Origin of the sequence: Ruegeria arenilitoris (genome assembly GCF_013035315.1) — a bacterium.
Lineage (GTDB): Bacteria > Pseudomonadota > Alphaproteobacteria > Rhodobacterales > Rhodobacteraceae > Ruegeria > Ruegeria arenilitoris_D.
Map to the genome: position 1 here is coordinate 151,862 of NZ_WQHP01000007.1, position 25,732 is coordinate 177,593.

General features: G+C 50.1%; 17 protein-coding genes, 1 tRNA gene and 2 pseudogenes. 9 read left to right on the top strand and 11 right to left on the bottom strand.

Annotated features, from left to right (window positions below; translation table 11 throughout):
- The first annotated feature begins 61 nt into the window (after positions 1-61).
- Positions 62-138 (top strand) — tRNA-Arg (locus GOV53_RS16350).
- A gap of 291 nt (positions 139-429) precedes the next feature.
- Here GOV53_RS16350 and GOV53_RS16355 read toward each other — a convergent pair.
- The gene (locus GOV53_RS16355; RefSeq protein ID WP_170468364.1) at positions 430-801 is read right to left on the bottom strand and encodes a hypothetical protein; all 372 of its coding nucleotides are present in this window, start codon (positions 799-801) and stop codon (positions 430-432) included.
- Positions 802-967: 166 nt separating this feature from the next.
- Between GOV53_RS16355 and GOV53_RS16360 the strand changes: the two genes are divergently transcribed.
- Complete coding sequence (locus tag GOV53_RS16360) at positions 968-1,330, top strand: hypothetical protein (RefSeq protein ID WP_170468366.1); 363 nt, start codon at positions 968-970, stop codon at positions 1,328-1,330.
- Positions 1,331-1,345: 15 nt separating this feature from the next.
- Positions 1,346-2,329 (top strand): hypothetical protein, encoded by a 984-nt coding sequence (locus GOV53_RS16365; RefSeq protein ID WP_170468368.1) that lies wholly within the window; start codon positions 1,346-1,348, stop codon positions 2,327-2,329.
- Between the two features lie 128 nt (positions 2,330-2,457).
- Here GOV53_RS16365 and GOV53_RS16370 read toward each other — a convergent pair.
- Positions 2,458-2,607 (bottom strand): annotated as a pseudogene (locus GOV53_RS16370) (IS5/IS1182 family transposase); the annotation flags it as partial.
- A 170-nt stretch (positions 2,608-2,777) separates the two neighbouring features.
- On the opposite strand from GOV53_RS16370, the gene GOV53_RS21200 reads away from it, so the two are divergent.
- Positions 2,778-4,460 (top strand): hypothetical protein, encoded by a 1,683-nt coding sequence (locus GOV53_RS21200; protein ID WP_217361258.1) that lies wholly within the window; start codon positions 2,778-2,780, stop codon positions 4,458-4,460.
- Positions 4,461-4,753: 293 nt separating this feature from the next.
- On the opposite strand, the gene GOV53_RS16380 is transcribed toward GOV53_RS21200, so the two are convergent.
- The 3 genes from GOV53_RS16380 to GOV53_RS16390 all read right to left on the bottom strand — a co-directional run bounded on the left by GOV53_RS16380 (position 4,754) and on the right by GOV53_RS16390 (position 8,482).
- A complete protein-coding gene (locus GOV53_RS16380) occupies positions 4,754-5,899 on the bottom strand; it encodes a DegT/DnrJ/EryC1/StrS family aminotransferase (RefSeq protein ID WP_170468370.1) in 1,146 nt (381 codons plus the stop codon).
- Between the two features lie 358 nt (positions 5,900-6,257).
- Entirely contained in the window at positions 6,258-7,397 is a 1,140-nt protein-coding gene (locus GOV53_RS16385) for an ATP-grasp domain-containing protein (RefSeq protein ID WP_170468372.1), read from the bottom strand.
- Positions 7,398-7,402: 5 nt separating this feature from the next.
- Positions 7,403-8,482: a Gfo/Idh/MocA family protein gene (locus GOV53_RS16390; RefSeq protein WP_170468374.1), complete on the bottom strand. Its 1,080-nt coding sequence runs from the start codon at positions 8,480-8,482 to the stop codon at positions 7,403-7,405.
- 1,381 nt (positions 8,483-9,863) lie between these two features.
- Between GOV53_RS16390 and GOV53_RS16395 the strand changes: the two are divergent.
- A pseudogene (locus GOV53_RS16395) lies at positions 9,864-10,724 on the top strand (FkbM family methyltransferase); the annotation flags it as partial.
- A gap of 117 nt (positions 10,725-10,841) precedes the next feature.
- On the opposite strand, the gene GOV53_RS16400 reads toward GOV53_RS16395, so the two are convergent.
- A complete protein-coding gene (locus tag GOV53_RS16400; protein WP_170468376.1) occupies positions 10,842-15,203 on the bottom strand; it encodes a glycosyltransferase in 4,362 nt (1,453 codons plus the stop codon).
- A gap of 287 nt (positions 15,204-15,490) precedes the next feature.
- Positions 15,491-17,275, bottom strand: coding sequence for an ABC transporter ATP-binding protein (locus GOV53_RS16405; protein WP_170468378.1), 1,785 nt, complete (start codon positions 17,273-17,275; stop codon positions 15,491-15,493).
- Between the two features lie 591 nt (positions 17,276-17,866).
- Here GOV53_RS16405 and GOV53_RS16410 point away from each other — a divergent pair.
- The 3 genes from GOV53_RS16410 to glf are packed head-to-tail and all read left to right on the top strand — an operon-like array spanning position 17,867 to position 20,704.
- Positions 17,867-18,667, top strand: coding sequence for a glycosyltransferase family 25 protein (locus tag GOV53_RS16410; RefSeq protein WP_170468380.1), 801 nt, complete (start codon positions 17,867-17,869; stop codon positions 18,665-18,667).
- Entirely contained in the window at positions 18,664-19,554 is an 891-nt protein-coding gene (locus tag GOV53_RS16415; protein ID WP_170468382.1) for a hypothetical protein, read from the top strand. Before GOV53_RS16410 ends, GOV53_RS16415 begins: the two co-directional genes overlap by 4 nt.
- 1 nt (position 19,555) lies before the next feature.
- Positions 19,556-20,704 (top strand): UDP-galactopyranose mutase, encoded by a 1,149-nt coding sequence (gene glf / locus GOV53_RS16420; protein ID WP_170468384.1) that lies wholly within the window; start codon positions 19,556-19,558, stop codon positions 20,702-20,704.
- A 112-nt stretch (positions 20,705-20,816) separates the two neighbouring features.
- Here the strand turns inward: glf and rfbA are convergent, their stop codons facing one another.
- From rfbA to rfbC, 4 genes are read right to left on the bottom strand one after another with little or no spacing between them, the layout of a single operon-like run.
- Positions 20,817-21,686 (bottom strand): glucose-1-phosphate thymidylyltransferase RfbA, encoded by an 870-nt coding sequence (gene rfbA, locus GOV53_RS16425; protein WP_170468385.1) that lies wholly within the window; start codon positions 21,684-21,686, stop codon positions 20,817-20,819.
- Positions 21,687-21,689: 3 nt separating this feature from the next.
- Entirely contained in the window at positions 21,690-22,568 is an 879-nt protein-coding gene (rfbD, locus tag GOV53_RS16430) for a dTDP-4-dehydrorhamnose reductase (protein WP_170468387.1), read from the bottom strand.
- Entirely contained in the window at positions 22,565-23,605 is a 1,041-nt protein-coding gene (gene rfbB / locus GOV53_RS16435; protein WP_170468389.1) for a dTDP-glucose 4,6-dehydratase, read from the bottom strand. Before rfbB ends, rfbD begins: the two co-directional genes overlap by 4 nt.
- Positions 23,602-24,171, bottom strand: a complete 570-nt coding sequence (rfbC, locus tag GOV53_RS16440; protein WP_170468391.1) for a dTDP-4-dehydrorhamnose 3,5-epimerase — start codon at positions 24,169-24,171, stop codon at positions 23,602-23,604. The genes rfbB and rfbC overlap by 4 nt, the downstream gene beginning before the upstream one ends.
- Positions 24,172-24,901: 730 nt before the next feature.
- On the opposite strand from rfbC, the gene GOV53_RS16445 reads away from it, so the two are divergent.
- The gene (locus GOV53_RS16445) at positions 24,902-25,702 is read left to right on the top strand and encodes a hypothetical protein (RefSeq protein WP_170468393.1); all 801 of its coding nucleotides are present in this window, start codon (positions 24,902-24,904) and stop codon (positions 25,700-25,702) included.
- Positions 25,703-25,732 lie beyond the last annotated feature (30 nt).

Here is a 25,732-nt window from a genome sequence, read left to right on the forward strand (position 1 = left end):
TACAACCACCGCCTAAAGGCGATGACAACCCCGAAAAAGCAAGCTACAGAGAGCCTTGCGCGGCCCCGTGGCTCAACTGGATAGAGCAGCCCCCTCCTAAGGGGCAGGTTGCAGGTTCGAATCCTGCCGGGGTCGCCAACACAACTATCAGCTTTGTCAGTGGCATGTGTGCAAAGCATGTGCTTGTGAGCTTCGCACGCAACCCCAAGCGCTGCGCCTCCGCTGCACCGACAGCTGCAACGCCGCACGCAGATCGCCTTTAAAGGCACGAAGGAGTGATGCGAAATGGCGACGATCAATAAGAGACCAAGCGGTAAGTGGCAGGCAACGGTAAGGTAGCAAAGACGAAGCGCCAGCAAGTCCTTCACTAAGAGAGCAGACGCGGTGAAGTGGGCGCGCGAGACCGAGATGCGAGCCGAGCGCGGTGTCTTAGTTCAACGCAGAGTCGGCTCGCCTGACAAGCGGACGCTGGGCTTTGCCGTTGCTAAATTCAGAGATACTGTGGCGCTGACAAATCGCAGTGGAGACCGAGAGCAGCTTTGCATCGGTGCGATGTTGAAACATCATCGTAGTTTCACGCGCCTGCGGTTGGATACCCTGACAGCTGCGGACGTTTCCAATTGGCGTGATGAGCGGTAAAAGCAAGTGGCCACAAGCATGGTCGTTCGTGAATTCACGCTTTTGCAGAGTGCAGTCGGGCACGCGCTTGGCGCGGGTGCGGTGAACGTCGTACAGCAGGTCAAGCGGCCGCGTGTCGATGATCGACGGGAGCGAAGACTTCAGACTTAGGCTGGTATTCATACAAGAAACGCACGGTCGGCTCAAATTGAAGCAAGTGCATCACAAATCAGCCTTTGAGAGGCTTGCGGTGAAACACTGACTGTGGTGGCGACCCAACAATACTACTCGAGCGTTTTTGCGCGGCAGACGCTGCTGGCGCTCAAACCAGTTGGAGCCACCCAGGTCAGTGCCGGATGTTGGCACCAAAAATGTCAGCACGGTCGCCTTGCAAGTCTTCCATTCATTTTTGAAAGTGTTAAAAAACTTCAAGTTCGCAGGAGTTCATGCCGTGACAAGCAAGACGTTGTTTTTTCATGTTGGTACGGTCAAAACTGGGTCGACGTCGGTACAAAGAGTATTGTGGGAGAACCGCGAAAATTTGCTCGCATATGGTGTGGCGTATCCTGCGGTTTCGGAGCCGAGACTCGACCTTCCTCGTTTCGCAAATGCCGACTTCCTGTTTCAAGAGGACTTCGACCGTGCTGCAGCGAGAGACATTCTAGAGTCGATGGGCGCGGAAAACCTCGTGATATCTGAAGAAGCGCTTTGAGGAAAGCCGCATGTCATGCTGGATTCAGTCTTCGAAGGTTTCGAAAAAGTCATCGTGGTCTACGTTCGCAACCCAGCCGATCTTGTCGCGTCCTGGGCCGCAGAGAACGCGGAACCCTATAATACCATGGCGAACGGATTGGGCAGCGAAGTAGATGGCCCCTTGCAGATAGATTTGGGTCTGGAAGAGTTCACATATAGATATATCGCAAATTTTCGCAGATTCCTTGATTCAATTGATGAAATGCGGGGAAAAGGTTTCCGAATTGTCTTTAGGCCATTCGAGAAAGACCAATTAGTTGGCGGGAATGTGGTGTTGGATCTTTTTGATGTCATTGGGAAGGATCCAGAGCAGGTACCAGAGCTGAGGAATACCTGGGCCAATGTTAGCAGGTCGAGGAAATTCTGTGACGTGTCCACGTATGTTTGGGAGTATGTGAAAGACACCCCTAATCGCGCGCGATACAGCTTGAGACTCGTAGAAAATGTTTATAACCAATGCGAAACGGGCGACGACCGGGCAGTGATTGCAACAGTGGACGACGCCTCGATCCGCAAGATCGTGGATGATTGTGCGCACATCGAAGAACGCATATCTCGCGATTATCTCGCAGGCCGTCCGCTCTTAAAAAACTCATTTCCAAAGGTCTATAGTACCGATCGGGAGCCTTACGCGCCTGTGTCTGAGCGAGAACTCGAGGCGCTGTGCGATAAGGCTCTTGTAGAAATATTGATGAAAGAGGTTGCTGAGCTGAAAGATCTGAGGCAGAAAATGGTCGCGGCGTTTGTCGAAAAAGACCGAGTGATTTCCGAAAGGGATCATGCGATTGCTGAAAGGGATCATGCGATTGCTGAAAGGGATCATTTGGTCGCCCAAAAGGAGCAGGTGAACCTCGAAAGGGAGCAGGCTATTGCTGAAAGAGATCATGCAATTCGATATCCCTGGAAGTACGTTTCTCGCGCTATTTCGGTGAGGACAGGTCGCAAACAGTCCAATTAGAGACGCCAGGCAAGTATCGCAAATTCGTTCTGGCTATTGCGAGGATTTTATTGGTTGAGGCGAAAGCGATTTCAGAAAACACTGGTTACTTTTCTTCCAAGACGTCGGTGCTCCTCAGTTCCAAGCGAAGCATCACGCCAACTTAAGCCTCTACGATTGATGAATATCATTCCACTAAGAACACGCTTGCCGTCCTCCCGAGGCTCTCCGCAAGACTTCGGAAATAACGGTTTCAGACGTGGCGATTGCGCGTCGATCAGCCAGAAGAAATCGCTCATGTTACCGCCCGGCGTCTGTGCCATGAAACAAGCCGCGCGACGAACATTAATGCGTCCTGAACCAAATTGGCATGAGTTCCGACAGAGGCCAAACTCAAGTCAAACCTTGTTCGTTTCTTACTTGGTGACTAAAGAAAAGGGACAACGCAGTGACAAATATTGAGAAACAAATGACCAAAGCTTCGGTAGGCCAAAAAGGCGGCACTTCAATGGAATCTGCATCTCGCCCGGACGAGATCAGCCAAGACGACGCGCTGCTCTATGCTTCGCAATATATGAATGCACCGATGCTGAACCACTTTAAGTCCATCCTTGCAAATGTCTTTTCTCACCTCCCGTTAATTTCACCTCAAAGGCGTCAAAAGTTCATTCGATCTGCCAATAAGAGAAACACCAAAATCCTCTCATCTGCTATTTTAAATTACAAAGGTAACCATACCTTACCTGATGATTGCGACATCGACGCTGAACTCCTAGCGGAAATTCACAAAAAGATGCGGAGCGAGTTCGATGAAAACTACTATGTGGAACACAATGAAGGCCTCGATCTGGTGGCTGAAGACCCTTTCCTCCATTTTGTGACGATCGGCTGGAGAGAGGGCCGTAATCCCAATGCTTGGTTTGACTGCCAAGCGTATTATATGTGCTACCCCGACGTTGCGTTGGCTGGCGTAAACCCGTTTGAACATTACATAACGTATGGGCGTCGGGAAGGACGGGAACTACCAGACAGTTCCATACTCATGCCGAATTTGCCAAGATTAAAGGCAAAGTACATGGTTCAGGATAATGCTTTCAAACAAAGCCTCGAAAACGCGGAGAAGATTCTTGTAATTCTTATCCCTGAGCATAACGAGATGAGTGGTGGGATATTTTCATTCTTCTCTATTGCAAACGCTGCATACAAACTCCGCCATAGGCATAACTTCGAAATTGTCTTGATGACGCGTCCCAACAAGATGGGCGAAACTTACCTTCGCCAAAGGAATTTCAGGAACTCGGAGGATGTTTTCCGATTTGAGCAGATTGTCCGGTGTAAAAACGCAAAGACCGTTTATATAAATATTCCAGAGTACGCAGCTCCTGAATTTGTAGATAGTTTGAATAACGAAACGCTCGAGTATCTCGAGACGCGAGATAATCTGTTTATAAATATATTAAACCAAAAAACGGATATCATGCCAGAGCCATGCGAGTACGAAGATTTGCGCGCCCTCAGCGATCAATTGACCCAGTCGGTCGCACACCACGCATATTTTGGGCAGTCATTTGCAGATCATTATGGAACACCAATGCTATTGCTACCGGCTTACACTGATCTGAGCAATTATGAAGCCGTGCCACAGCAGGAGAAGGAAAAGCTTATAATCTATTCTCCAGATGAAGCCCCTTGGAAGCAGAAAGTACTTGACGTTCTTGCCGCTGGCTTGCCCGACTACGAATTGTTGAAGATCGAAGGGATCACCTTTGATGCGTTCATGGACTTGGCCTCCAAGTGCCGTTACTCAGTAACGTTTGGTGAAGGTTTCGATGGCTATCTTGCACAACCCATTTATCAGGGCGGCGTTGCGTTCGCCGTTTATAATGACGAGTTCTTTCCGTCAGAGCGTCTGAGGGACTTTTACAACATCTTTCAGTCGGAGGAAGAGATGGTCCAGTGCATCGTTGATCGTATCCATCGAATGGACGAGGATCCGGAACTCTACCGACTTGCCAACGACAAGATGATGACAGTCTATGATGATCTGTATTCGCGCGACGATTACCTGAGGCGGATTGAGATGCTAATCAAGCGGGAGTTCGAGTTGCAACCGCTGTACACCGAAAGCTGGAGTCAAATCATCAAACTGTAAGTAGCTCAAAATTCGAGGGTTCCCAGATAAAGATGTTGACAGCATCTTAATGAAAAATTGCGACTCCTTTTTTGGTATCGGTGCCGGTGGGCACTGACCAACTCAAAAACTCGAACGGCTTCAGAAGGAGAGCGAACGGCTTCGGAAGGGAGACTCCGACCTAGCACTCGGTAAGCTTATCCTGAAGGAGGCCGCCCTGTGAAATTTATTGGCCCTGTCCACCCGTGCGCCTGCATTAACATAATCCGAAACGAGATGAAGGTATCGGAACGCCGGATTTGTCGTATGTTGGTTCAGATCGCCCGAAAGGCTCGGTTGCCCTTGCACATCCCTACTATGATCGAACAAATCTCTTCCGCGTCGACCTCGGAAATTGCACCGAAAAACGGCAGACACAGTACTTGAGATTTCACGGTTTCGACATAAGGTTGATCCTGAGCGGAAACAATTGGGAAACCTCTGTACGGTGCAAAGTCTGTGCAGATCGGGTGGAAGTACTTTCGGGCGAAAATATTGCGGGACTTCAACGCCTCATAGACATCGTCTCGCGAGCAACCGAATAGAGATTCTTCTATTACTAATGGATAATATTGCTCAGAGCACGTCACGCCTTCTTGGCGCACTTGCGTTCGCAGTCCCGGCAATGCGGAGAGCTGTTCGTCATAAAAGGCGCGAAGCTTGCGGCGTTTGCTTCGTTCCGCCTCGACATGGGGAAGGTTGAGGAGACCCACCGCAGCCTGAACCTCGTTCATCTTTCCGTTGATGCCAATATCCACAACTTCCTCTTCGTTGAGTATTCCAAAGTTCCTGAGGTAGTAAAGGCGTTGCTGATCCTCAGGTTTCGGCGTTGCGACAAGTCCTCCTTCAAGCGTGGTGAACAGCTTGGTCGCATGAAAGGAGAAGACGGACGCGTCCCCGAACATGGCGATCGAACGGCCCTTGATTTCTGTTCCGAATGCGTGAGCGGCATCATAGACCAGTTTGAGCTCATGTGCGTCGGCAATCTCTTGTAGTGCGTCTACATCGCAGGCAGTGCCGTAAACGTGGATGCCGAGAATAGCTGAGGTATTTCTGGTAATCGCGCACTCTACTGACCGTGGATCAAGGGTTAGCGTTTCAGGACATACATCGGCGAAAACCGCGCGGAGCCCGTTCCAATGGATCGAATGTGCGGTTGCCGCGAAAGTCAATGGTGATGTGATAACTTCGCTACCTGGGGGAAGGCGGAGTAACTTTAAAGCCGCAAGAAGCCCGATGGTCCCGTTGCCAAACAGCATTGCTGTGGGCACTCGCAGGTAGTTGGCCATGTTCTCCTCTAAGAGCGCATGAACAGGCCCCCCATTTGTCACTACACCTGACGCCCAGATGTCGTCGATCATTGCTTTCAAGTCGTTCCTGTCGGGAAGCATAGGCCGAGTGACATAGAGTGGGTCGCGCATTGTTCACCTCAATCATTGCCGCGTATCAAAAAAACCAAGGCTGTGTTCTATACCGAATCTGCGGCGTTTCAAGTGCGGTCGATGTTTTCCGCGGCACGGTTGTCCTTACTAAAGTAGGCTTTCCGACAGCGCAAACGTTCAAGTCGAGCTAGTGGCTTTATGTGTTCCAAGCAACGAGCCCGAAACCGATGCGCTCTTCATTTCGGCGGCGCCTTGTTCGGAAGTGCTCAGTTGGCGAAAAAGTGAACAGCAAGACTGCATTGAGCATCCGCGATAGCCTTTACGAGGCCGTGCCTAACCAGAACGAGAGTGCAGAAGTTCCCCTTCGAATGTTAGAAATAGCTTGATTCCGGAAACCTCAAAGTACGTCATAGATGTTCCGTTCAAGGAGCCTTTGGTATAAGGATGAGAGTTGCTCTTCTGAGGAAGTTTCAAAGAAGGCAACTCCGCAACGGCTTGCCTGTTTGGGCTGTACCTCTTCCCCTACTCTTTGTAATGGGTAGTATCCAACGAGTGGAAAAGGTTCACGCGCCCGGATGCCACCAAAAATGCCGAGGTCTTCCCCGGTGACTGTATGCCGAAGCACATGCCTTTTCCGACAGCCGTCCGATACTCGATCGCCGCCGATAAAGTAGCTCGCGTAATGGGCGGCGAACCGCGAACCAGTGCTCATCTCTATTAGCAATGAATAAAGGTCACCAGGGCAACGTCGCGAGCACTCGATAATGTAGGCGCGATCGCCATCGAGGATGAACTGGGTGTGCAAAAGTCCGTCCAACAAACCGATGGCTGAACAGAGCTTGGACAACCCCGACTCCAGGCGTTGCCGCGCTTCCACCGGTACATCGTGGCAAACATAGCTAGTGTCTACCGCAAAAGGGTTCACACTCGAACCTTCGATTACGTAATGTGGATCGACGAGGCGGCGATTCTGCACGAAGCCGGTGCAACTGTATAGTTGGCCTTTCACGAACTCCTCGACAAGATAATTCCCAGTGGGGCTGGCGCGGCTGGCGCATTGAACGGCCTCATCGAACGAAGCTTGATCCTCACCGGAAATGACCGAGATACCACGGCCGCTGAAGGCGTCGGCCGGCTTGCAGATCCACTTTCCTTCCGTAGGCCTTTCACCGGACGTGATCGCGCGGGGTGCGGGTAGATCGTATTCTCGACAAAGCTCACGAAACATTGCCTTGTTGCTAAGTAACCGAACGGTTTGAGCGGAATCCACGCGCCCAGTGCAAATTGGAAGTTCGGAACAAATGGCAATCGACAAGTCGGTACACCCGGGAACGACACGTTCGATACCTACCCGCTCTACGTGACGCTGTACCGCTGCCAAATTACTATAATCCTCTTCAATCCAACGCTTCCCCGCGCGCTTTGCTAAGAGATCCCCGGCGCGGTTTCCAATGGTCCAAACCTCGTGGTTTTCAGAAAGGAGATAGTCATAGATCGGGCCTGCGGCAAAAGAGGAGTCGAGAAGCAATACTTTCACAAAATTTATCCGTATACCAATTGGGCTTCAAGATTTTCAATTAGAACACTTTGCTGACTTTCCAGCGACATCTTGATCGCTTCGATGACCAGAACATTCTTGTAACCGTCTCGGGCCGATACCCTTGGTTGGGTCTCACCCCTAACCACTTGCAGGAAATGCGCAAACTGACTTTCCAGCGGATCGCTGCGCGTCACCTCCAATTTGTTTTCTTGAAATGGAAGCCACCAAGAAGCTTTTGCACCCCCAAGGTAGCTACGTACATTCATGCTCGGGAAGTCGATCGAGCCCATTGTGCCGGCGAAGTGATAACAGCTCTCGTCTGCATAATTCGGATAAGCTGGGTTTTCTCCGCTCGTCATTTCCCAGCTCTTTGAGCTCGCAGCCGTGTCAGAAAGTAAGAAAGAGCCGATCGCGCCACCCTTGAACGCGAATGTGAGCGCTACCGTGTCTTCCACATCGAATCCTCGAACTGCGTTGCTAGACAAGGCGAACACAGAGACGATCTCACCACAGAAATGGCGCATCATCCCGATCTCGTGGATGAGATTGATCAGGACCGGCCCGCCGCCAGGACGAGTGCGCCATTCGCCTTCGAGAAAGTACTCTTCAGGTTTATAAAACAGTGCCGTTCCGCTAACGCAGACTAGCTGGCCAAAACTAGGCGAGTTCAAGAATTCTTCTACCGGTGCGAGAAGAGAACTGTGCGTCCTGTGATGACCGACAAGCACATGGACACCCTTCTGCTCGGCGGCCTGATTTAGCTTACGAGCAGACGCGAGATCATCTGTGATCGGCTTCTCAACGAGAACCGGAATGTGCCGATCAATGCAGGCCATCGCTTGTTCGAAATGCCACGCGTTAGGCGAGCTAACTATTGCGGCATCAATTCCACCGCCTTCAAAAGCTTGATCCAATTCGGATATGAAATCAACTCCGCAGCTATCTGCGAACGTGCGGTTCTGGCCGCGGTCTGGGGCAACGATGGCAGCGAGACGAGCGCCCGAACTTTGTTGTATGATTTCAGCGTGTTTCCGGCCTATTAGTCCGGGGCCTATGAGCAGAACATTCAACTTTTGGCTCAACTTAGACTCCTTTCGAACGTCCACATTAATAAATTCGCTCTACCGGCAGCAGAGCAATGTCATAAGCCGGGCCCGTTGTATGGCTTTATGTCTTGTGGGTCAATCGGAACTATGTTTGAGATCTAAATCAGAACGACGCCCGGACGTGACGTCCTAAGTCAGCATCCATGCAAATCCCGTTGGAGACACAGGCCATTTTGAAACAATGGGTTTCCAAATCTGTGGATTTCGTGAATTGTTTTCTGTTTTTTGATCAAAAGTTGTGGCTCGAATTCAGCGACCCAATTTGCGAGGTTAGGCCTCTAAGCGAAGAGTAAATTATGGTCATCTTTTCGGCCTTGAGCGCTGGTACTAATTCGGAGCGAAGCAATTTTGAGAGTCAACTTGCATCAGCAAGGCAAGAAACTGAACTGTTGCTTGTTGAGTTTGGAGCTTTGGAAATAGTGCGAGGTGCCGCCGCTGAGGCACTAAAAAACGACAGGCGGAAGTTTAACCACGCGAAACGTTACCCATGGAAGTATGTTCGCGATGTTTGGAGATTGCGCTTCAGGAATAATGATGACTATTGAAATGTGTCGAGCGAGCGGATACGCGGCGAGAGAAGAAAGTTAACAATTGAAAACTGCTTTTTACTAAATCTTAATCAAAACCAAATTGATTTAAAACTCCTAGGCTTTTTCGTAATTTGAACGGGCGTTCCTCAGCTTGCCGCAAACCTACTTCATTAGTAAACATCGACATTTAGCGCTTTGGCTTTGACTTCGGACATAACGTAATAGCGCACGATGATGGTGGGAGTATTTCACTGGATTGGGATTGAGCCACTTGGGGTAACCTTGAAGCAATAAAGGCGATCCCTTTCAATAACAGTCAACTAAAAACAGGTACTCGGTATTTTGTAGAGTGCTGCTCGTGGCCGTGTCCATTCTAGGTCGGCGGATTTTGATTGTAGCGCCGTTGATCACTGCGATCCGCTTCCTAACTGGGAAAGCCAGATTAATGGCTCTAATACGAAGACCATTGACAGCAGGACTCTCCCTCGGAGGGCTTCTGTCATAAAAGCTTGAGGAAATTCTCAGCAGCGAGTAGCACTCAAGCACCACTCGGGCGTTCTTGACCCACAAAAACAATAAACTGAGGGAGTGAAAGTGCCAAAAAAGAACAGAATAATAACTCGTTACGGTGAATTTTTGGTGCCGGACGTTTCAGACGCCGTCGTTCAGTCTTTGATGTACTACGGAGAGTGGGCGCAAGATGAGATTAATATCATGACATCGTTCGTACGATCTGGCGAAACGGTCTATGACATTGGGGCATTCGTAGGGACACATGCTTTAGCTTTTTCTGAGGCGGTAGGACGGGACGGGCAAGTGTTCAGTTTGAAGCTTCTAGCGACACGTTCCAGTATCTCAGTGAAAACATAAAAAACGATTTTTCTGGGAACATCGTTGCGATCAACAAAGCCGTCGCGGATAAAGGTGGGACCGCGAGTTTGGCTGCAGTGAACTCAGAATTGCCCGGTACTAACTCGCTGATTTCGGACAGTGGCGGAAACGCGGAAACAGTTGCTTTGGTCACACTCGATGCTATCGAGCTTCCAAGACCAGCCGTCATTAAGATTGATGTCGAAGGCGCCGAAATAAAAGTGCTGAAAGGCGCAGCGAAATTGATTTCTGAAAGCCGCCCCATAATTTTCTGCGAAGTCAACTGCCTGGCAGGATATGTAGACCTGATTAGATTTTGCCGCGGTGCAAATTACCGTAGTTACGGGTCGATATCGCAGGCATTTAACAGAAACAACTTCAAAGGAGAGGCCAATAACATTTTTGGTGACGCTGCCGAGTGCATGCTTGTTTTGGTGCCGATGGAAAAGCGTGAACAACATGATGGAATTCTCAGAACATTGACAGAAATTGAGTCTGAGGATGATCTCGCGTTGCTTTTGTTACGCAAGCCGCAATATCTTTCGGATGTACTGGCAAACTCGCCAGCTGCGGCTAGTTGGATGACACCCGCCGTTTGTTTCGATGATGAATTTGAACAGGCGACAGAAATAATTAATCTCTCAAGTGCCGAAAAAGAAAAAGTTCAGCAGGAAAATCGCGATCTACGCTCAGAACTGTCAAGGATGAACGCACAACTGGATCAGGCGAATATTGATAGAGATCACGCACGGCGATATCCATGGAAATACCTGAAGGTCGCTTACCGGCTGCGTAGGGAAAAAAGAAAGTCAAGCTGACAACCCTGTTCGGTGATTTCCTCAAAAACGCCCGCAATATCACAGTTGCAGGCGATCGTTAATTTGACCGTTTCAGATTTTGTCTGGAACATATTTGGTTGCTGTTACAATAGTGTCCTAGTTCAATCGAATATAACCGACGGTTTCAAGAAAACGCTTAGCGAACTGCGTATCGTTCAATTCCGCTTCGTAGACTTTGCGAGCAGCGCGCCCCATTTCCAAAAGTCTATCTTGGTTCTCGTAGGCCTCAATCATCTTTCTTGCCAGATCCGCGTCATCTTGCGACCTAAAAGAAAGCGAAGCTGCGCTCCCGAATATCGCACCGACACCGACTTTATCACTTAAGATCAACGGCTTAACCAGTTGTGCGGCTTCGACTGCAACAAGTGAAAAGGAGTCGTCTCGCGAGCATGAAACAAGAACGTCACATCGTGCTATCAAAGAAAGCGCTTCCTCATGTGAAAGGTCTCCTAAGTATGAAACTTCTGGGTGTTCTTTCATCATACTACTGATGCTCGCCCAGAATTCTTCGTTTCCTGGCGAAAGCTTGCCCGCAATTTCAAACCGACAGTTTTTTCGTATTTCTGGATTCAGCTTCTCAATTGCCCTCAGAAAAACATCCTGACCCTTTCGTGGTTCGATGGTTCCCAACAACAAGAATACAAGTTTTTCAGAACCTGCCTTCGTAGCGTGCTTTTCGTGCTCGCCAAGTGCGTCGGGCAGGCCGTTGTACAAAACCTGGCTTGAGGTGCCTTTTGGAAGAAACGTTTGAGCATATTCGCTCACACAAACGATGGTTACTCGCTCTCCAAAAGAAACGGACATATCAGCGAGGGCTTCCTCCAATAGTTGGCTCTCGTGCAGCCACCAAACTGTCTGAAGGATCGGAATCTGAGAAAGCTGTTCAACGACAGGTCGCATCACTACCGTATTGACCACCGCGAGGTCGAAGTTTTTTGCGAAGTTTTCAAACAAAAAGTGATTGGCTGCTATCGATGCGTCGATGATTACGACGATGCCTTCCTTTTCAAACGCGGTTCTAAGTGGTCCGTCTGTAGGAGCTACAACAACCGGGAAACCGCCCGCCACTTTTACAGCTCTCGCGGCTTGCAGGAGCATATAGGGTGCGCCCGTGTTGGTTAGTTCATGTGAAACAAATAGGACATCTTTTCCAGAGTATTTCACAGAGGGTTCAGTGTGGTTTGCGTGAATCCGGAAATCGAATAAAAAGTCGGGATAAAGGGCGTTTTTCATTGTATCGGTAAAATATGGATCGGACGACACGTACTTTCCCCAGCGTTTTAGGCAAAAAATGTCGGCTTTGTACTTCGTTGATTTTGCCCCCCAAGAGTGATTACCGACATGAGTGAGCAATGAATAAGGCGTGTATACGCAACGCAACCCTTTTTCCTGAATCTTGTAGCTCAAATCGAGGTCGGAGTGACCGTCAGGTGTATTTTTCGGATCAAATCCCCCGACTTCAAGGAACAAAGTCCGGCGTATTGCAAAACAGGCACCCGAAAGTACCGAGACATTACGAACCAATCGGTTGTAGGCCGGGAACATTGCATTGCTGTCGTGCGGTAAGTTGTGACAGGCCGTTCCCGCCATTCCCGGAGTACCTGAAATCATGCCAGCATATTGGATTGTGCCATTTTCATATAGCAGCTGAGGTGAAACCCCACCAACGCCGGGAACCCAGAAATACTCGATCAAACGCTCGATCCAGTCCCGACTAATGGGAAACACATCGTCATTGTAGAACACAACAATCTCGCCTTGCGCGTTGCGAGCACCTTCGTTGCATTTATCCGAGAAATTGTAAGGTTTATCGTAGCGTATGAACCTTGCGACCGGCCAAAGCTTGTACTCTTCCTCTAAAGTCGAAGCGACCTTGCTGTTGCAAACAACGCAGATTTCATAGTTTTCATAATCAGTGCCCTTCTTCAGGGCATCAAGCGCCAAGCGCAAGTTGCTGGCTGAATCCGAAGGGATTACGATCGAAACCCTTGACCCTTCCTCGGGAATTGCAACGCGGACCTGATTGGCATGTGCGAGAGGTTCAACATCACCCTGTATACCACGACGTTCCAGCGCGGCTTTTAGTGCAGCAACATTGCTGGTTCTCGCGTAGTCCTTGCCACCAGAAGCCGCTGATCCGCTTATTGCTCGCCAAAGATATAGAACGCGGTCAACGTGAACAATTTTTCGAGCAACTTCTGACATTCGCAATGCAAGATCGTAATCCTGCGAAAAATCAAACTCGCTGCGAAACCCGCCAACCTTGCGTATCAAGGTGCTGCGGTACATAGTGAAATGGCCAGTAAGCATCGAATTGAACATAATCTCGGGCGACCAGCTTGGCTTGAAAATAAAGTCAAAAAAACGCAGCCCAGTTTTGTCATCAACTTTGCACTCGTCGCTATATAGAAAATCTGTGTCCTCATCAGAGTTAAGGGCTTCAACCATCCAAAGAAGTGCGTCTGGCGTAAGTTCATCATCATGGTCCAGCAACGCGCAGAACTCGCCTTCCGCCATGTCAAGAGCTCGGTTAGACGCCCCCGATATCCCGCTATTATTGTCCATAACATCAAACCGAATGCGCGAGTCTATAGCTGCATAGGATTCAATTAAAACGCGTTGTTCGTTGGTGGGGGAGCAATCATCTACAATACACAACTCCCAATTCTCATAGTATTGGTCTTGCACAGATTTGATCGCTCGGTGTAGCCATTTCTCAGGTGTCTTGTATACAGGTAAGATGATTGAAATTAAGGGCTTTTGGGGGAGCTCCGATATTAATTTCACTGCAGACTTACCGTCAAGTTCAGCTTGCTGTCTCTCAAAAATCTGGCGTCCGATTTCATCACGATCAGCTATTGGAGCGGCGTCGGCCAATAGACGTTGTAATTCAACTACAGGGTTGACTTGAAGGTAGTAGTTTGGGTTTCGTTTCGCAAAAGAAAACACGTCCTGGCGAAGTTCACCATTCTTCTTAAAAAAAGCGCGACGAAATTGAGGGCGTATTTCATTTTTGGAGCGGGGCATAGTTATCGCCCGGAACCAGCCGCGTGGTTTTCCATTGCGATGGAACGCGAGTCGTCGAAGGGAACTTTGTGGATGAGTCACATCCTCCCTAGGCGTGAGACGTTCATTGTATTTTGACTGATCACCAACAAACAAAGCATCATCAATTTGGTCAGGGTTACGTTTTTTGGCACTGTTCGAGAAACGAGCCCGAGTTCTTTCCGAAAAGAACTTCGAGTTTTGAGCTCTATTCAGCAGCTTGAAGGTAAGGTGTCGATTTAATTGCTTAAAGGGGCGCCGTTGCGCCGCCAATAAAGCGGAAGATAAATTTGTCGCTGTTTGCTGTGCAGCTTGAAGGTCTACGGTGCGTGCGTCTAGAAATTTCTGCATTGATTCCAGTTCGACTACCTGTTTTTCGATAACAGACTTCTGGGCAAAATCCTGTTGGCGTAGGGTGTTGATAATCGATTGCATATCGCTCGCCTGATCGTGCGCGCTTTTGAGCAGCTGAACAAGCTCGTCGTTTTTTGCGGCTCTAACTTCGCCGCGCACAGAATTGGGTCCAAAGGGACTTTCGGAGGTGCGGGGCCCAACAAATTTCATACCATTAATGTCCGGGTTGATATTTGGCTCCACCACTGCTTCGGTGCCAGCGACGATCCGCTGCCCAATCATGTTTTCGCCCTCAGCGCCTTTTCTTACCATGCAGATCGAGTTAATAAACCGCACTTCTGAAATTCTATCCAGCGTGGGGATGTCAAAGTCGGCGCCATAAGTATCGGCGAAATAATCCAATATTCTACCGGGATTTATATCCGCCCCCCAGTGCTCGCGATTCACGAAGTCCGCGAGTCGTTTGAAGAAGCTTACTGACGAAAACGGTGCTTCGATGCCACCTTGAAAGTCATCCCAATAGCTGCAATGTAAATCCTCCGCGATGAAAAGACCTCCATCAGACATCATTGGGAAATACAAAGCAAAGCTTCGAATGATGTCCTTGGAAACATGCGAACCATCGTCGATAATGATATCGAAGTTATCACTGATGTCTTTGATTTTTTTATGTGTCTCGGTTGAGTTTGCGTCGCCTATCACTACTGAAATCCGACTATCATTGAACGACAGTTTTTCAGCGGTTTGTTCTATTTCACATCCCACAATGCATTCTGCGTTTGGGAAGAATTCGGCCCATACTTCTAAAGATCCGCCATTCTGGATGCCAATTTCGAGAATCCGGACCGGCTTTTCTTTGAATGGATGAAAGACTAGTTCATAAAAGTCCAAATATGACTTCCACTTATCACTAACTTTACCCGCATGTTGAGCATACAGGTCAATAAGCCCATATTCTTTCGTGTGATCCATCAAGTCTTGGCCTTTAAGTGTGATGTTTTCTTCGTTTCGCCCAACGCGTGTTCGCGCAGTCATTTCAACTTCGACAAGGTTAGCCAAGAAAAATCTTGGATACCATGCTCTGAAGGTACGTAGGTGCAGTTCAGTCAACCCATGGAATTGGGGTTAGCTTGGTTTTTTGACCTATCATCCTAATTTTCTAGTCCCCAAATTCAGGTTCCGGTCTGTTAGGTCGAGAACAATCCCGAGTTCGCTTTTTTGATGCTATACAGATAGACGAGTTGTGGTCTCCGACTTTTGGCAAGAAGAACAGCTAAACCCAAAGTCCAAACTATGACGAAGGCTGATGTACTTCTTGCGGGCTGCGTTGCAAACAAAACGTAGTATCACTCCAGTGTTTCGGCCTGTTTCCCCCGTTTCTTGAATTGTTGATCGAAGAGATTGCGAAAATGCCCGTCAGCTTTCATAAGCGCATCCAAATCTCCCTCTTCCACGATGGTTCCGTCTTGCACGACCATTATTTTGTCGGCTTCGAGTACGGTGGATAGACGGTGAGCAATAACTATAACTGTCATTCTTTGAGTGAGCCTGTCTAACGCTTCTTTAACGAGCGCTTCCGACTCCGCATCAAGAGCGCTGGTCGCTTCGTCGAGCAGCAGTATCTCAGCGTTGCGCAGGATGGCGCGAGCGATAGCAATGCGTTGCTTTTGACCGCCAGAAAGGAAAGTTCCGTTCTCACCAACGTGCGTATCGTATCCGTTGGGCAGTTCGCAAATGAAGTCGTGGGCGTAAGCCGCACGCGCGGCTGCAGTGATTTCTTCATCAGTTGCTTCGGGTGCCACACACCTCAAGTTCTCTTTTACTGAAGCCGAAAAAAGGAAGGTGTCCTGACCAACATAGGAGATTTTTTGCCTCAGTGACGAGTAACTGACTTTACTGACATCTTGCCCGTCAATCTCAACATAGCCTTCATCCGGATCATAAAACCGCATAATCAGTCCAAAAATCGTCGATTTTCCTCCACCGGATTGGCCAACTAAAGCGGTAGTTTTTTGGGCTTCGAAGGTCAAATTCATATTTTCAATTACTGGAAGGGACCCGTGATAACCAAAAGTTACGTTGCGCAAGTCTATTCTGCCGGGACCTTCAATTAAGTCGCGGGCTTCAGGGCTTTCTTGCATCGTATCCTCTTGATCAAGAATCCCGAACAGTAGGCCTACGCCGACCATGGCGGTCTCAATTTGGACGCGCATTCTGGACAAACGTTTGGCTGGTTCGTAGGCCATCAGCAACGCCGTGATAAAAGACATTAGTTGGCCAGCGGTAGGTTGTTCAGTACCAGCAATCCCGAGAGTACTGACAACTAGAACGCCAGCGACGGCTAGTCCTGCGAGAAACTCCATCAAAGGGCTGGCAATAGACTGAAGCTTTGCAATGTCGTTTGAGCGCTCTTCAACCTTTCGGATCGCTGTTTCCATTCGGGTAATCATTCGGTCTTCCAGCGAAAATACCTTGATTACCTTGATGCCAGCAGATGTCTCCTGAAGCACTCGAATGATCTCGGCCAGTGACTTGAACTCGGCTTGCATTATAGCCCGTACGCTCTTCAGTAATTGCCGGACCCCATACAATGCCACTGGACCGACCACGAAAAACATTACTGAGAGGACTGGTTGTTGATAAACCATTACGATCACTAGGCCGACAAGAGTTAAAGCATCGCGAACGTACCCTGTGACCAGGACGTCAATAAGTGAGCGCGCTGCTTGAGCTCCATTGGTAGTTTGCATAAGCAAATCTGCGGATTCGTTCGTTGCAAAAAACGAAACACCATGCCTTAAGAGTTTGCGATAGACTCGCTCTTGTTGGATGGCCACGATTCGGTTGCCTGCACGTGCTAGGTATATTGCTTGGATGTAAGAGGCTATGGCTTTGGTCAAAAATAGTAATACGACACCGAGAGCGATCACAACAGCCCAGTCACGCATTTCGGGGCTGGTCATTGCGTCGACAATGTACTCCATCATGTAAGCGGAGCCAGCAGTGGTGGCCGCGACAGCAACCATTGCAACAATGGCGATCGCGTAAAGACCCCCCTGAGCAAAAAAACTATCTGCTACAAGACGGCCCATGTAGCCAGATCGCCATTTGTTCCAGGCGCGCTTAATCATTGCATTCTCCAGATTGTCAAATCTTGCGCTCGCTCAGTTAACCTAAACTCGTTTTAGTCTAAAGGGCAGATCAATTGACGCGACAGAGTTACCCATTTTATTGGCTATGCGGAGCGTCAGGCAAATAATCACAGTGTCCGTACGGTACAAGTCCCCGGTGTGAAAGCACTTGCAGAGTTGAGTTTCTGATAAGTGGAACGCTTCACTTAAGACTGTGGACCAAGGTGGGTGCGCTATACATTTCAACACTTAAGAATACTCGTGTTGTAAGGTCGTTGAGCGTTTTGGGGGCAACAGTGCGCTCAATTGCGTGAAAAGCAGGCACACTGGTGGGGCCGGTAGTTTGCCATGCCTGTTGCATCAATTGATTTTCTTCATGGTTTCATTGTGATATGTGTATGTTACGCATAGTGTGAAGTCCCAGCTTTTCCGAAGGTTGACTTTAGTTTGCTAGTTTTTGGTCGTTTCCCAGCGGATTTCTGCCTTTAGGACGGCAACGCGGATGACGGAAAATAGGATTGATCATTTTTGCTTGTGCTCGGGGCGCGCGGCCCATAGGAACGCAATGAAAAGATTTATGGTTAAAGTGCAGTGTCGATCAAGGCTGTCATTCTAAGTCTGCCAGACGACGTGGAACGTCGACGTTCCTGCGGGTATGAGTTTGATCGCCTTGGGCTTCAGCACGAGTTTTGCGACGCGATCCCCGGTGAACAGATAAACACCTCTGAGTTAAAGGGTTTTTATGATGCGGACATGAACCGTATCAAGTTTAAACGCCCTCTCAGTCGTAACGAGGTCGCCTGTACGCTTGGGCACCGTCTTATCTGGAAGGCGATAGCGGACTCTCAAGACCCCGTAACGCTTGTTCTGGAAGATGACGCGACATTTGTGCAAGATCCTAGGGGATTTTTGGAAGAACTTGCAGAACGCGGCGCGCATTTCGAAGATGTTATGATCAAGCTTGACGGTGTCTCAAGGCGAAACGGGCAAGTGATCAAAAAGGTCGGAGGCCAGGACCTTGTTTTGTCGGATCACCTCCCGCCCAGGACCACAGGCTATATCATCGGACGCCGTGCGGCGGCGCAGTTGTTGGCGCTTGATGAACGTATTGCGCGGCCAATCGATATCGATCTGAAATTCTATTGGGAACACAACGTTCCAATTCTGACGCTCAGCGAACAAATGGTTGCCGAGCGTGCAGAGGCCACCAGCACGATTGACCACTGCCGTAGTCGCACGAAACCCGGTTCGCCACTGTCCAGATTTGTGCGCAACCTGATGTATCAGGCCAAATTTACCCATGGGCGGTTGAGCCATCCGTTGAACCCGGACATGATCGATGAGCTTGGCCCGTTGCTGCAGGCCGATAATCGGGTTCGGAACCGCGTATGAAGAAAAGCCTTGTGGTTGTCCGTGCGGGCAAGAATTCATTGCACCATCGGTGGCAGGAAATTCCCTATGAAGATCGTGCCTATGATCTTCTGATCAGTTATTTCTCAGATGAGGCGTTTGCCGCGTTCAAGCCTGAACCGGGCGTCGAGGCCGTTTTGGTCAAAGGTGGCAAATGGGACGGCTTGTACAAGACGCTTTCTGATCGCGATCTCGAGCAGTACGACTACTACTGGTTGCCGGATGACGATCTGGACATTGGCGCTGCAGACGTGAACGCGCTATTTGATGCAATGCAGGTCCATGGTTTACGCATCGCGCAGCCATCCCTGACGCCGGACAGTTATTTCTCGCATTTCGTGTTCAGCCAATGCCCGGGGTTTGTGCTGCGTTACACAAACTACATCGAGATCATGGCCCCGTGCCTGCACAAGGACATCCTGAAGAAAGCGCTGCCGCTGTTTAAGGGTACGATGAGCGGGTATGGCTTGGATTACATCTGGTGCCGCTGGGCCGAGGCTGGCGCGTTCAGGACGGCCATTCTAGATGAAATCGCGATGCACCACACGCGGCCCATCGGAAAAAACCTCAAAGCGGCGATGGCGGCGTCCAACAATCTGAGCTCCGAAGAAGAAGAAGCGGTGCTGAAAGAGATGTTCGATCTGTCGCGCCGCACGGTTCCAGTTGTTTTTGCGGGGATCCTGCAGGGGGGGCAGCCAATTTCCGGACGCCTGCCGGTAGGCTGGCGGATGTGCCGGGCCTGGATGTCAGTCTTGCCGAAGTTCCGCAGTTCCAGCGAAGCGCGTTCGGGCATATTCAAGATCGCCCGGCGGCAGTTGATCAAGCCTCTTGACATGACGACAATTGCGCTGAAACAGGAAAGTGCCTGAGATGCGGTTTTTGATGGTAGGGGCAGGGTTGTCAGGTGCGGTGATTGGCCGGGAATTTGCCGAGCAAGGGCATGAGATCACAGTTGTCGACAGTCGCGATCATATCGGCGGCAATTGCCACACCGAGCGGGACGCCGATACCGGTGTCATGGTTCATGTCTACGGGCCGCATATTTTTCACACCGATGATGAAGAGGTGTGGAGCTATGTGAACCGCTACGCCAATTTCCTGCCCTACAAGAACCGCGTCAAAACCACGTCTCAGGGTCAGGTCTATTCGCTTCCGGTGAACCTGCACACGATTAACCAATTCTTCGGTAAGACCATGCGCCCCGACGAGGCGCGTGTGTTCATCACGGAAGAACAGGCCGATACATCCATTACCGATCCTCAGAGCTTTGAGGAACAGGCGATGCGGTTTGTCGGTCGTGACCTCTATGAGGCGTTTTTCAAAGGGTACACGATCAAGCAGTGGGGCTGCCATCCGTCCGAGCTGCCGGCGTCGATCCTCAAGCGTCTGCCGGTGCGGTTCAACTACGACGACAACTACTTTTTCCATAGATTTCAGGGCATGCCAGAGAACGGCTATACCGACATGATCGCCGGTATCCTTGACCACTCTGGGATCACGGTAAAGCTGAACACCACGTTCGACCGCAGTATGGGCGATGTTTTCGACCACGTGTTCTATTCCGGCCCATTGGACGGCTATTTCGACTATGAGCTGGGGCGGCTGGGTTATCGTACGCTGGACTTTGAACGGTTCACCTATGACGGCGACTATCAAGGCTGCGCTGTGATGAATTATGGCGAAGAAGAGGTCCCTTACACTCGCATCACTGAGCACAAGCACTTTGCACCATGGGAAACGCACGAAGGATCGGTGTGTTACCGCGAGTTTTCCCGCGCCGCTGGCCCGGACGATATTCCCTATTACCCAATACGTCAGGTGAAAGAAAAAGCGCTGTTGGGTGAGTATGTTGCCTTGGCCGAAAAGACCCAAAACGTGACATTTGTCGGCCGTTTGGGCACGTACCGATATCTGGATATGGATGTCACAATTCGCGAGGCGCTAGATACGGCCCGCACATTCTTGGATGAGATTACGGCGGAGCGGGAGTTCAAGCCGTTTTACGTCGCTCCAATGTAGGGTGCTAGGCCTTTTGGCCCAGCCAATGTAAGTTCAACTTTTGCCTGATCTGATTGCCTCAACCTAGGAACAAAAAGTGCCGGATCCCTAGGATTCTTAGATGGTGTTGGGGTCAATCAGTGAGCAGCGAATGGAGGTAAGCGCCGTAGGTCGACTTTCCAAAAAGACGTGCGCGTTTCTTGAGGGCTTCATCGTCGATCCACCCATTACTCCAGGCGATCTCATCAAGGCTACCAGTCTGCATTCCCTGACGCTCGGTCAGCGTTCTAACGAAGCTTCCTGCCTCCAAAAGCGTACCGTGTGTGCCGGTATCCAGCCATGCAAAACCCCGGCCCATCGTTTGAACATCAAGCAGGTTTTCATCGAGATACATTTGCAAAAGCGACGTAATTTCGAGTTCGCCGCGTTCAGAGGGTTTGATTTGCTTGGCCCGTGCGGGCGCATCACCGTCCAGAAAGTAAAGGCCCGTGACGGCATAGTTTGAGGGAGGCTGTTCTGGCTTTTCGATGATCTGCCGCACTTTTTGCCCTTCAAAAGCAACCACTCCGTAACGCTCGGGGTCGGCCACACGGTACGCAAACACCGTGCCACCTTTCTTGTTGGCATCAGCTTGAGCTAGAAGGTTTGGAAGACCGTGGCCGAAGAAGATGTTGTCCCCCAGGATCATTGCCGAAGGAGCGCCAGCGAGGAAGTCTTCAGCCAAGGTGTAAGCTTGTGCAAGACCGTCTGGGGAATTTTGCACGATCCATGTCAATGAAAGGCCATATTGGCTGCCGTCACCAAACAGCCGGATAAACTGTTCTTGGTCCTGTGGCGTTGTAATGATTGCAACTTCGCGGATACTCGCCAGCATTAACACGCTAAGCGGATAAAAAATCATTGGCTTGTCATAAACAGGCAGCAGCTGCTTGGACACGGCTATTGTGATTGGATAAAGGCGGGTTCCGGAGCCGCCGGCAAGAATAATGCCTTTACGTTGCATATGCTAACCTTTCAAAACTGATTTTCTGGTCTGGTTCAGTTGTGCAAGCACTTCGGCCAGCCCGGCCTTCCAGTTCGGGCGCGAAATCCCGTAGATTTCTTCCAGCCTTGAGCAGTCCAAGCGCGAATTCTTAGGCCGTACTGCAGGGGTCGGATATGCGCTGGTCGCGATATCCTCAACGGTTATCGCAAGACCAGACTGGAGAAAGACTTCTCGTGCGAAATCCGCCCAGCTCGTATCAGGGGAACCGGAAAAATGAAATATACCTCCCTCCGCTTCAGGGCTCTTCGCTGCCATTGTGAGTAGAGCCGAGGCAATGTCCGCGGCAGGCGTCGGGCCGCCTGCCTGATCGGCAACAATGGCCAGGCGGTCTCGCGTTTCCGCCAGACGAAGCATCGATTTCACGAAGTTATTGCCGTGCGCCGAGAAAACCCAACTCGTACGAACAATTGCGTGCCAGCCACCGGCCTCAGCCACTTGTCTTTCGCCGTCAAGTTTAGTTCTTCCATAAACGCCAAGCGGTGCGGTTGGGTCATCTGTGGTTCGTGCAGTGAAACCAGATCCATCAAAGACATAGTCTGTCGAGATGTGCAGAAACGGAAGTTCCCGTTGCGCCGCGGCTCGGGCCATGGCCCCTGGCGCATCAGCGTTCACACATTGTGCAAGTGCTTTTTCGTCTTCAGCTTTGTCGACGGCTGTATAGGCGGCTGCGTTGATTACCACGTCTGCATCCGTACTGAGCACACGCTGCGCACATACTTCCGGGTTTGACAGATCGGCTTCCGCGCGACCCAAGGCCTCGACGACGATGTCCCGGTCAGCGGCTTGACTTTGTAATTCAGTGGCAACCTGACCATTTCTCCCGAAGACTAGAATCTTCATTTGGCCACACCAAGGCGGCTACCTACACCTTCGCGCGCCAAAAGCGCATTCAGCCACTCCTCGTTGTCCAGGTACCATCGGACTGTCTGTTCTAATCCTGTTTCCGGGGTATAGGCCGGGTGCCAGCCAAGATCTTCAACAATCCTCGAGGGGTCAATCGCGTAGCGCCGGTCGTGTCCGGGGCGATCAGTAACGAAGGTGATCTGTTCGGCATAGGTCTTGGTTGCGGGCCGAAGTCGGTCAAGGATTGCGCATAGCATTTTTACGAGATCAAGATTGGTCATCTCGTTTTCGCCACCAATGTTATAGCTTGAACCTACCGCGGCTTTTTCGAGTACCAGCAACAGTGCCTCAGCATGGTCCTCGACGTGCAACCAGTCACGTATGTTGTCGCCTGTGCCGTAAATAGGAATCGGCTGTCCAGACAACGCTTTGAGTATTACTACAGGGATCAGCTTTTCGGGAAACTGATACGGGCCGTAATTGTTGGAACAGTTCGTCAGGATGATCGGCAACCCATAGGTCTCATGCCACGCGCGGACTAAGTGGTCCGAGCTTGCCTTAGAAGCCGAGTATGGAGAGTTCGGTTGGTACGGGCTGTCTTCTGTGAAAAACCCTGTTTCCCCTAGAGAGCCAAATACCTCGTCTGTGGAAATATGGTGGAATCGAAAATCGGCCGGTTTGTCTTGATCGGTCCAGTAGGCCCGTGCCGCTTCTAGCAGAACATAGGTGCCAGTGACGTTCGTTTCGATAAACGCTGCCGGACCGTCAATTGAGCGATCCACATGACTTTCGGCAGCCAGATGCATGATCGCATCCGGCTTGTGTTTTTTAAGTATGGACGCCATGGCAGACGCATCGCGAATATCCGCTTTTTCGAAAGCATAGCTTGGATCATCAGCCACCATAGCGACGTTGTGGAGGCAAGCCGCGTAGGTTAAGGCGTCTACGTTGACGACCGAATGGCCCTGAGAAATTGCACGGCGAACAACGGCAGACCCAATAAACCCGGCGCCTCCGGTGACCAAAAGTTTCATTTAGCGTCCTCAATAGTGAAGGGAGATTCCTGTTCGGACAAGTGTAGAGCCACAGCATCCTTATCCGAAATCTTGATCTCAGCCGGCTTCAGCGGCCATTCAATACCAATTTCCGGGTCGTCCCAACGTACGGCACCTTCGGTTTTGGGAGCGTAGGTATCTGAGCATTTGTAAACAATCTCAGTATCAGGCTCTAGCGTCATGAAGCCATGCGCAAACCCCGCCGGGACCAAAAGCATTCGCCCATTCTCAAAACTCAGTTCTTCGCCGACCCACTGACCAAAGGTCGGCGAACCTTTGCGAATATCCACAGCAACATCAAACAGCCTACCGCGACCGCAGCGCACAAGCTTGGCTTGGGCACTTGGCGGTGCCTGAAAGTGTAGCCCCCGGACAGTTCCCATTTCACTGGACATTGAGTGATTGTCTTGGACAAAAACCGTGTTGATGCCGGCGGTAACAAACTGATCTCTGTTGTATGTTTCTTCAAAGAACCCTCGGTGGTCACCAAACCTTTTCGGTGTCACCAACTTAACGGCAGGTATTTTTAGGGGCCGAACATCCATAGTGTGAAGTACCTGTTTATGCCAACTTGTCGTGCAGCAGTGTCAGGACCGGGCTAGCGCAATCGTCATCGTTCGACAACATCCAATGAGGTAAAATACACTAAATTCGCGTCGCCAAGAAACATCTGGGGCGATGAGTAAGCCGAAGTCTGCATCAACGAATTTTTTTGTGTCAAATAGAGTTCGATAGTGCAAAGCGCTGCAGCCCAACGTGTTCAAGGCGACAGGTAGGACGTCGGTCGGCCCTGCCTGTGAGGGGTCATGTTTTGGGGTCGTTCCCATGTCGAAACTACCAACATCTAACGCCGATGCCCGTTGCCCGATTAGATTTATTTCAAAGTTCCCTACATGGTACTGGGAACGTATGTCGCACTTAGGGCATATGACAGTATCGTTCGCCAGTCGGGATCAACTATTTCTGTGCTATGAATCCGATTGAGCATCGCTACACTTTTTCCCTTCGGTGTAAACGACACTTTTCTAGCCAGAATGCAGCCTAATGCGCGCATGCGGTTCGATTTTAGAAAACCTTTTGTTTGATGGCCTTGGTCAGGCAATCGCCGCGCCACCGTGATTCAAGCCTTCGGGACACCGTCGATCATGCGAAGCCGAGCGATGATGTGGGGCAGACGGATATCAGGCAAAAATATGTACCGTTGTCCGTAAAATCTTCGTATTGGAAAATCACAAGGCGCCATATACGCCAATAAACGTCAAAGCTGGGCTGAATATGACTGTTGCAAAAAAAGATCCACTAAAGATTTTCGTTCCTTTTGTGGATAAAAAAATGGCAACCAAGTGTTTCTCGGAAAACCAGTTTTTAGCGCAACGAGAAGTGTACTTGATTGACAATCGCGATCGCTCGGTAGGGCTTCCAACACTCTATAACGAGATTTTGGAAGAAAACCTGAGCGAGGATGCGTGGTTGTTTTTTGTACACGAAGACTTCCAAGTCCAAGGAGAGTTGTTTGATACTGAAGATTTGGCAGTCGACGCCATTTATGGCGTTTTTGGGCTCAGGATGGATGGTCACAATCCGGTTGGTTTTGGGCGCCACAGGTGTAGTGAGAAAGACGGCTCATCGGTGCTGATGGTTGGCTTACCTGTAACGTCACCGAAATGCGTCGAAACGCTGGATTGCGTCGCGGTCCTTGTGCACACGAGGCTATTCAGGGAAAGACCTGGTTTGCGGTTTGATGAGGCTCTGACATTCGATTTGTACGCCGAAGACCTTTGCATAAACGCGCGTGAGAACCATGGCGTCTCTGTAATTGTTCTACCACTTGAATTCCAACACTACTCAAAAGGGTTTGTAACAGAACGGTACTGGCGTGGGATAGAACACTTAGGGAAAAAGTACCCAGATGTTGGTGTGGCAGGAAGCTGTTCATTTATTGGCGGCAAAGCGCATGAGCTTGAAGCTCACTTCACGTATGACATTCCCGCCAATAGAAAAAAACGGCGTCGGCGGGAGGCTTGGAAAGCTCGATTTCGTATGAATTCGTGGCGGATTTTCCGAAAACGCTCGTAAGAAGTTCTAAAGTAGTTGACCAAAAAAACG

Coding starts and splice junctions, on each gene's coding strand:
- GOV53_RS16355 (WP_170468364.1), bottom strand. CDS start 801: ATGAATACCAGCCTAAGTCTGAAGTCTTCGCTCCCGTCGATCATCGAC.
- GOV53_RS16365 (WP_170468368.1), top strand. CDS start 1,346: ATGCTGGATTCAGTCTTCGAAGGTTTCGAAAAAGTCATCGTGGTCTAC.
- GOV53_RS21200 (WP_217361258.1), top strand. CDS start 2,778: ATGACCAAAGCTTCGGTAGGCCAAAAAGGCGGCACTTCAATGGAATCT.
- GOV53_RS16380 (WP_170468370.1), bottom strand. CDS start 5,899: ATGCGCGACCCACTCTATGTCACTCGGCCTATGCTTCCCGACAGGAAC.
- GOV53_RS16405 (WP_170468378.1), bottom strand. CDS start 17,275: ATGATTAAGCGCGCCTGGAACAAATGGCGATCTGGCTACATGGGCCGT.
- GOV53_RS16415 (WP_170468382.1), top strand. CDS start 18,664: ATGAAGAAAAGCCTTGTGGTTGTCCGTGCGGGCAAGAATTCATTGCAC.
- glf (WP_170468384.1), top strand. CDS start 19,556: ATGCGGTTTTTGATGGTAGGGGCAGGGTTGTCAGGTGCGGTGATTGGC.
- rfbA (WP_170468385.1), bottom strand. CDS start 21,686: ATGCAACGTAAAGGCATTATTCTTGCCGGCGGCTCCGGAACCCGCCTT.
- rfbD (WP_170468387.1), bottom strand. CDS start 22,568: ATGAAGATTCTAGTCTTCGGGAGAAATGGTCAGGTTGCCACTGAATTA.
- rfbB (WP_170468389.1), bottom strand. CDS start 23,605: ATGAAACTTTTGGTCACCGGAGGCGCCGGGTTTATTGGGTCTGCCGTT.
- rfbC (WP_170468391.1), bottom strand. CDS start 24,171: ATGGATGTTCGGCCCCTAAAAATACCTGCCGTTAAGTTGGTGACACCG.
- GOV53_RS16445 (WP_170468393.1), top strand. CDS start 24,902: ATGACTGTTGCAAAAAAAGATCCACTAAAGATTTTCGTTCCTTTTGTG.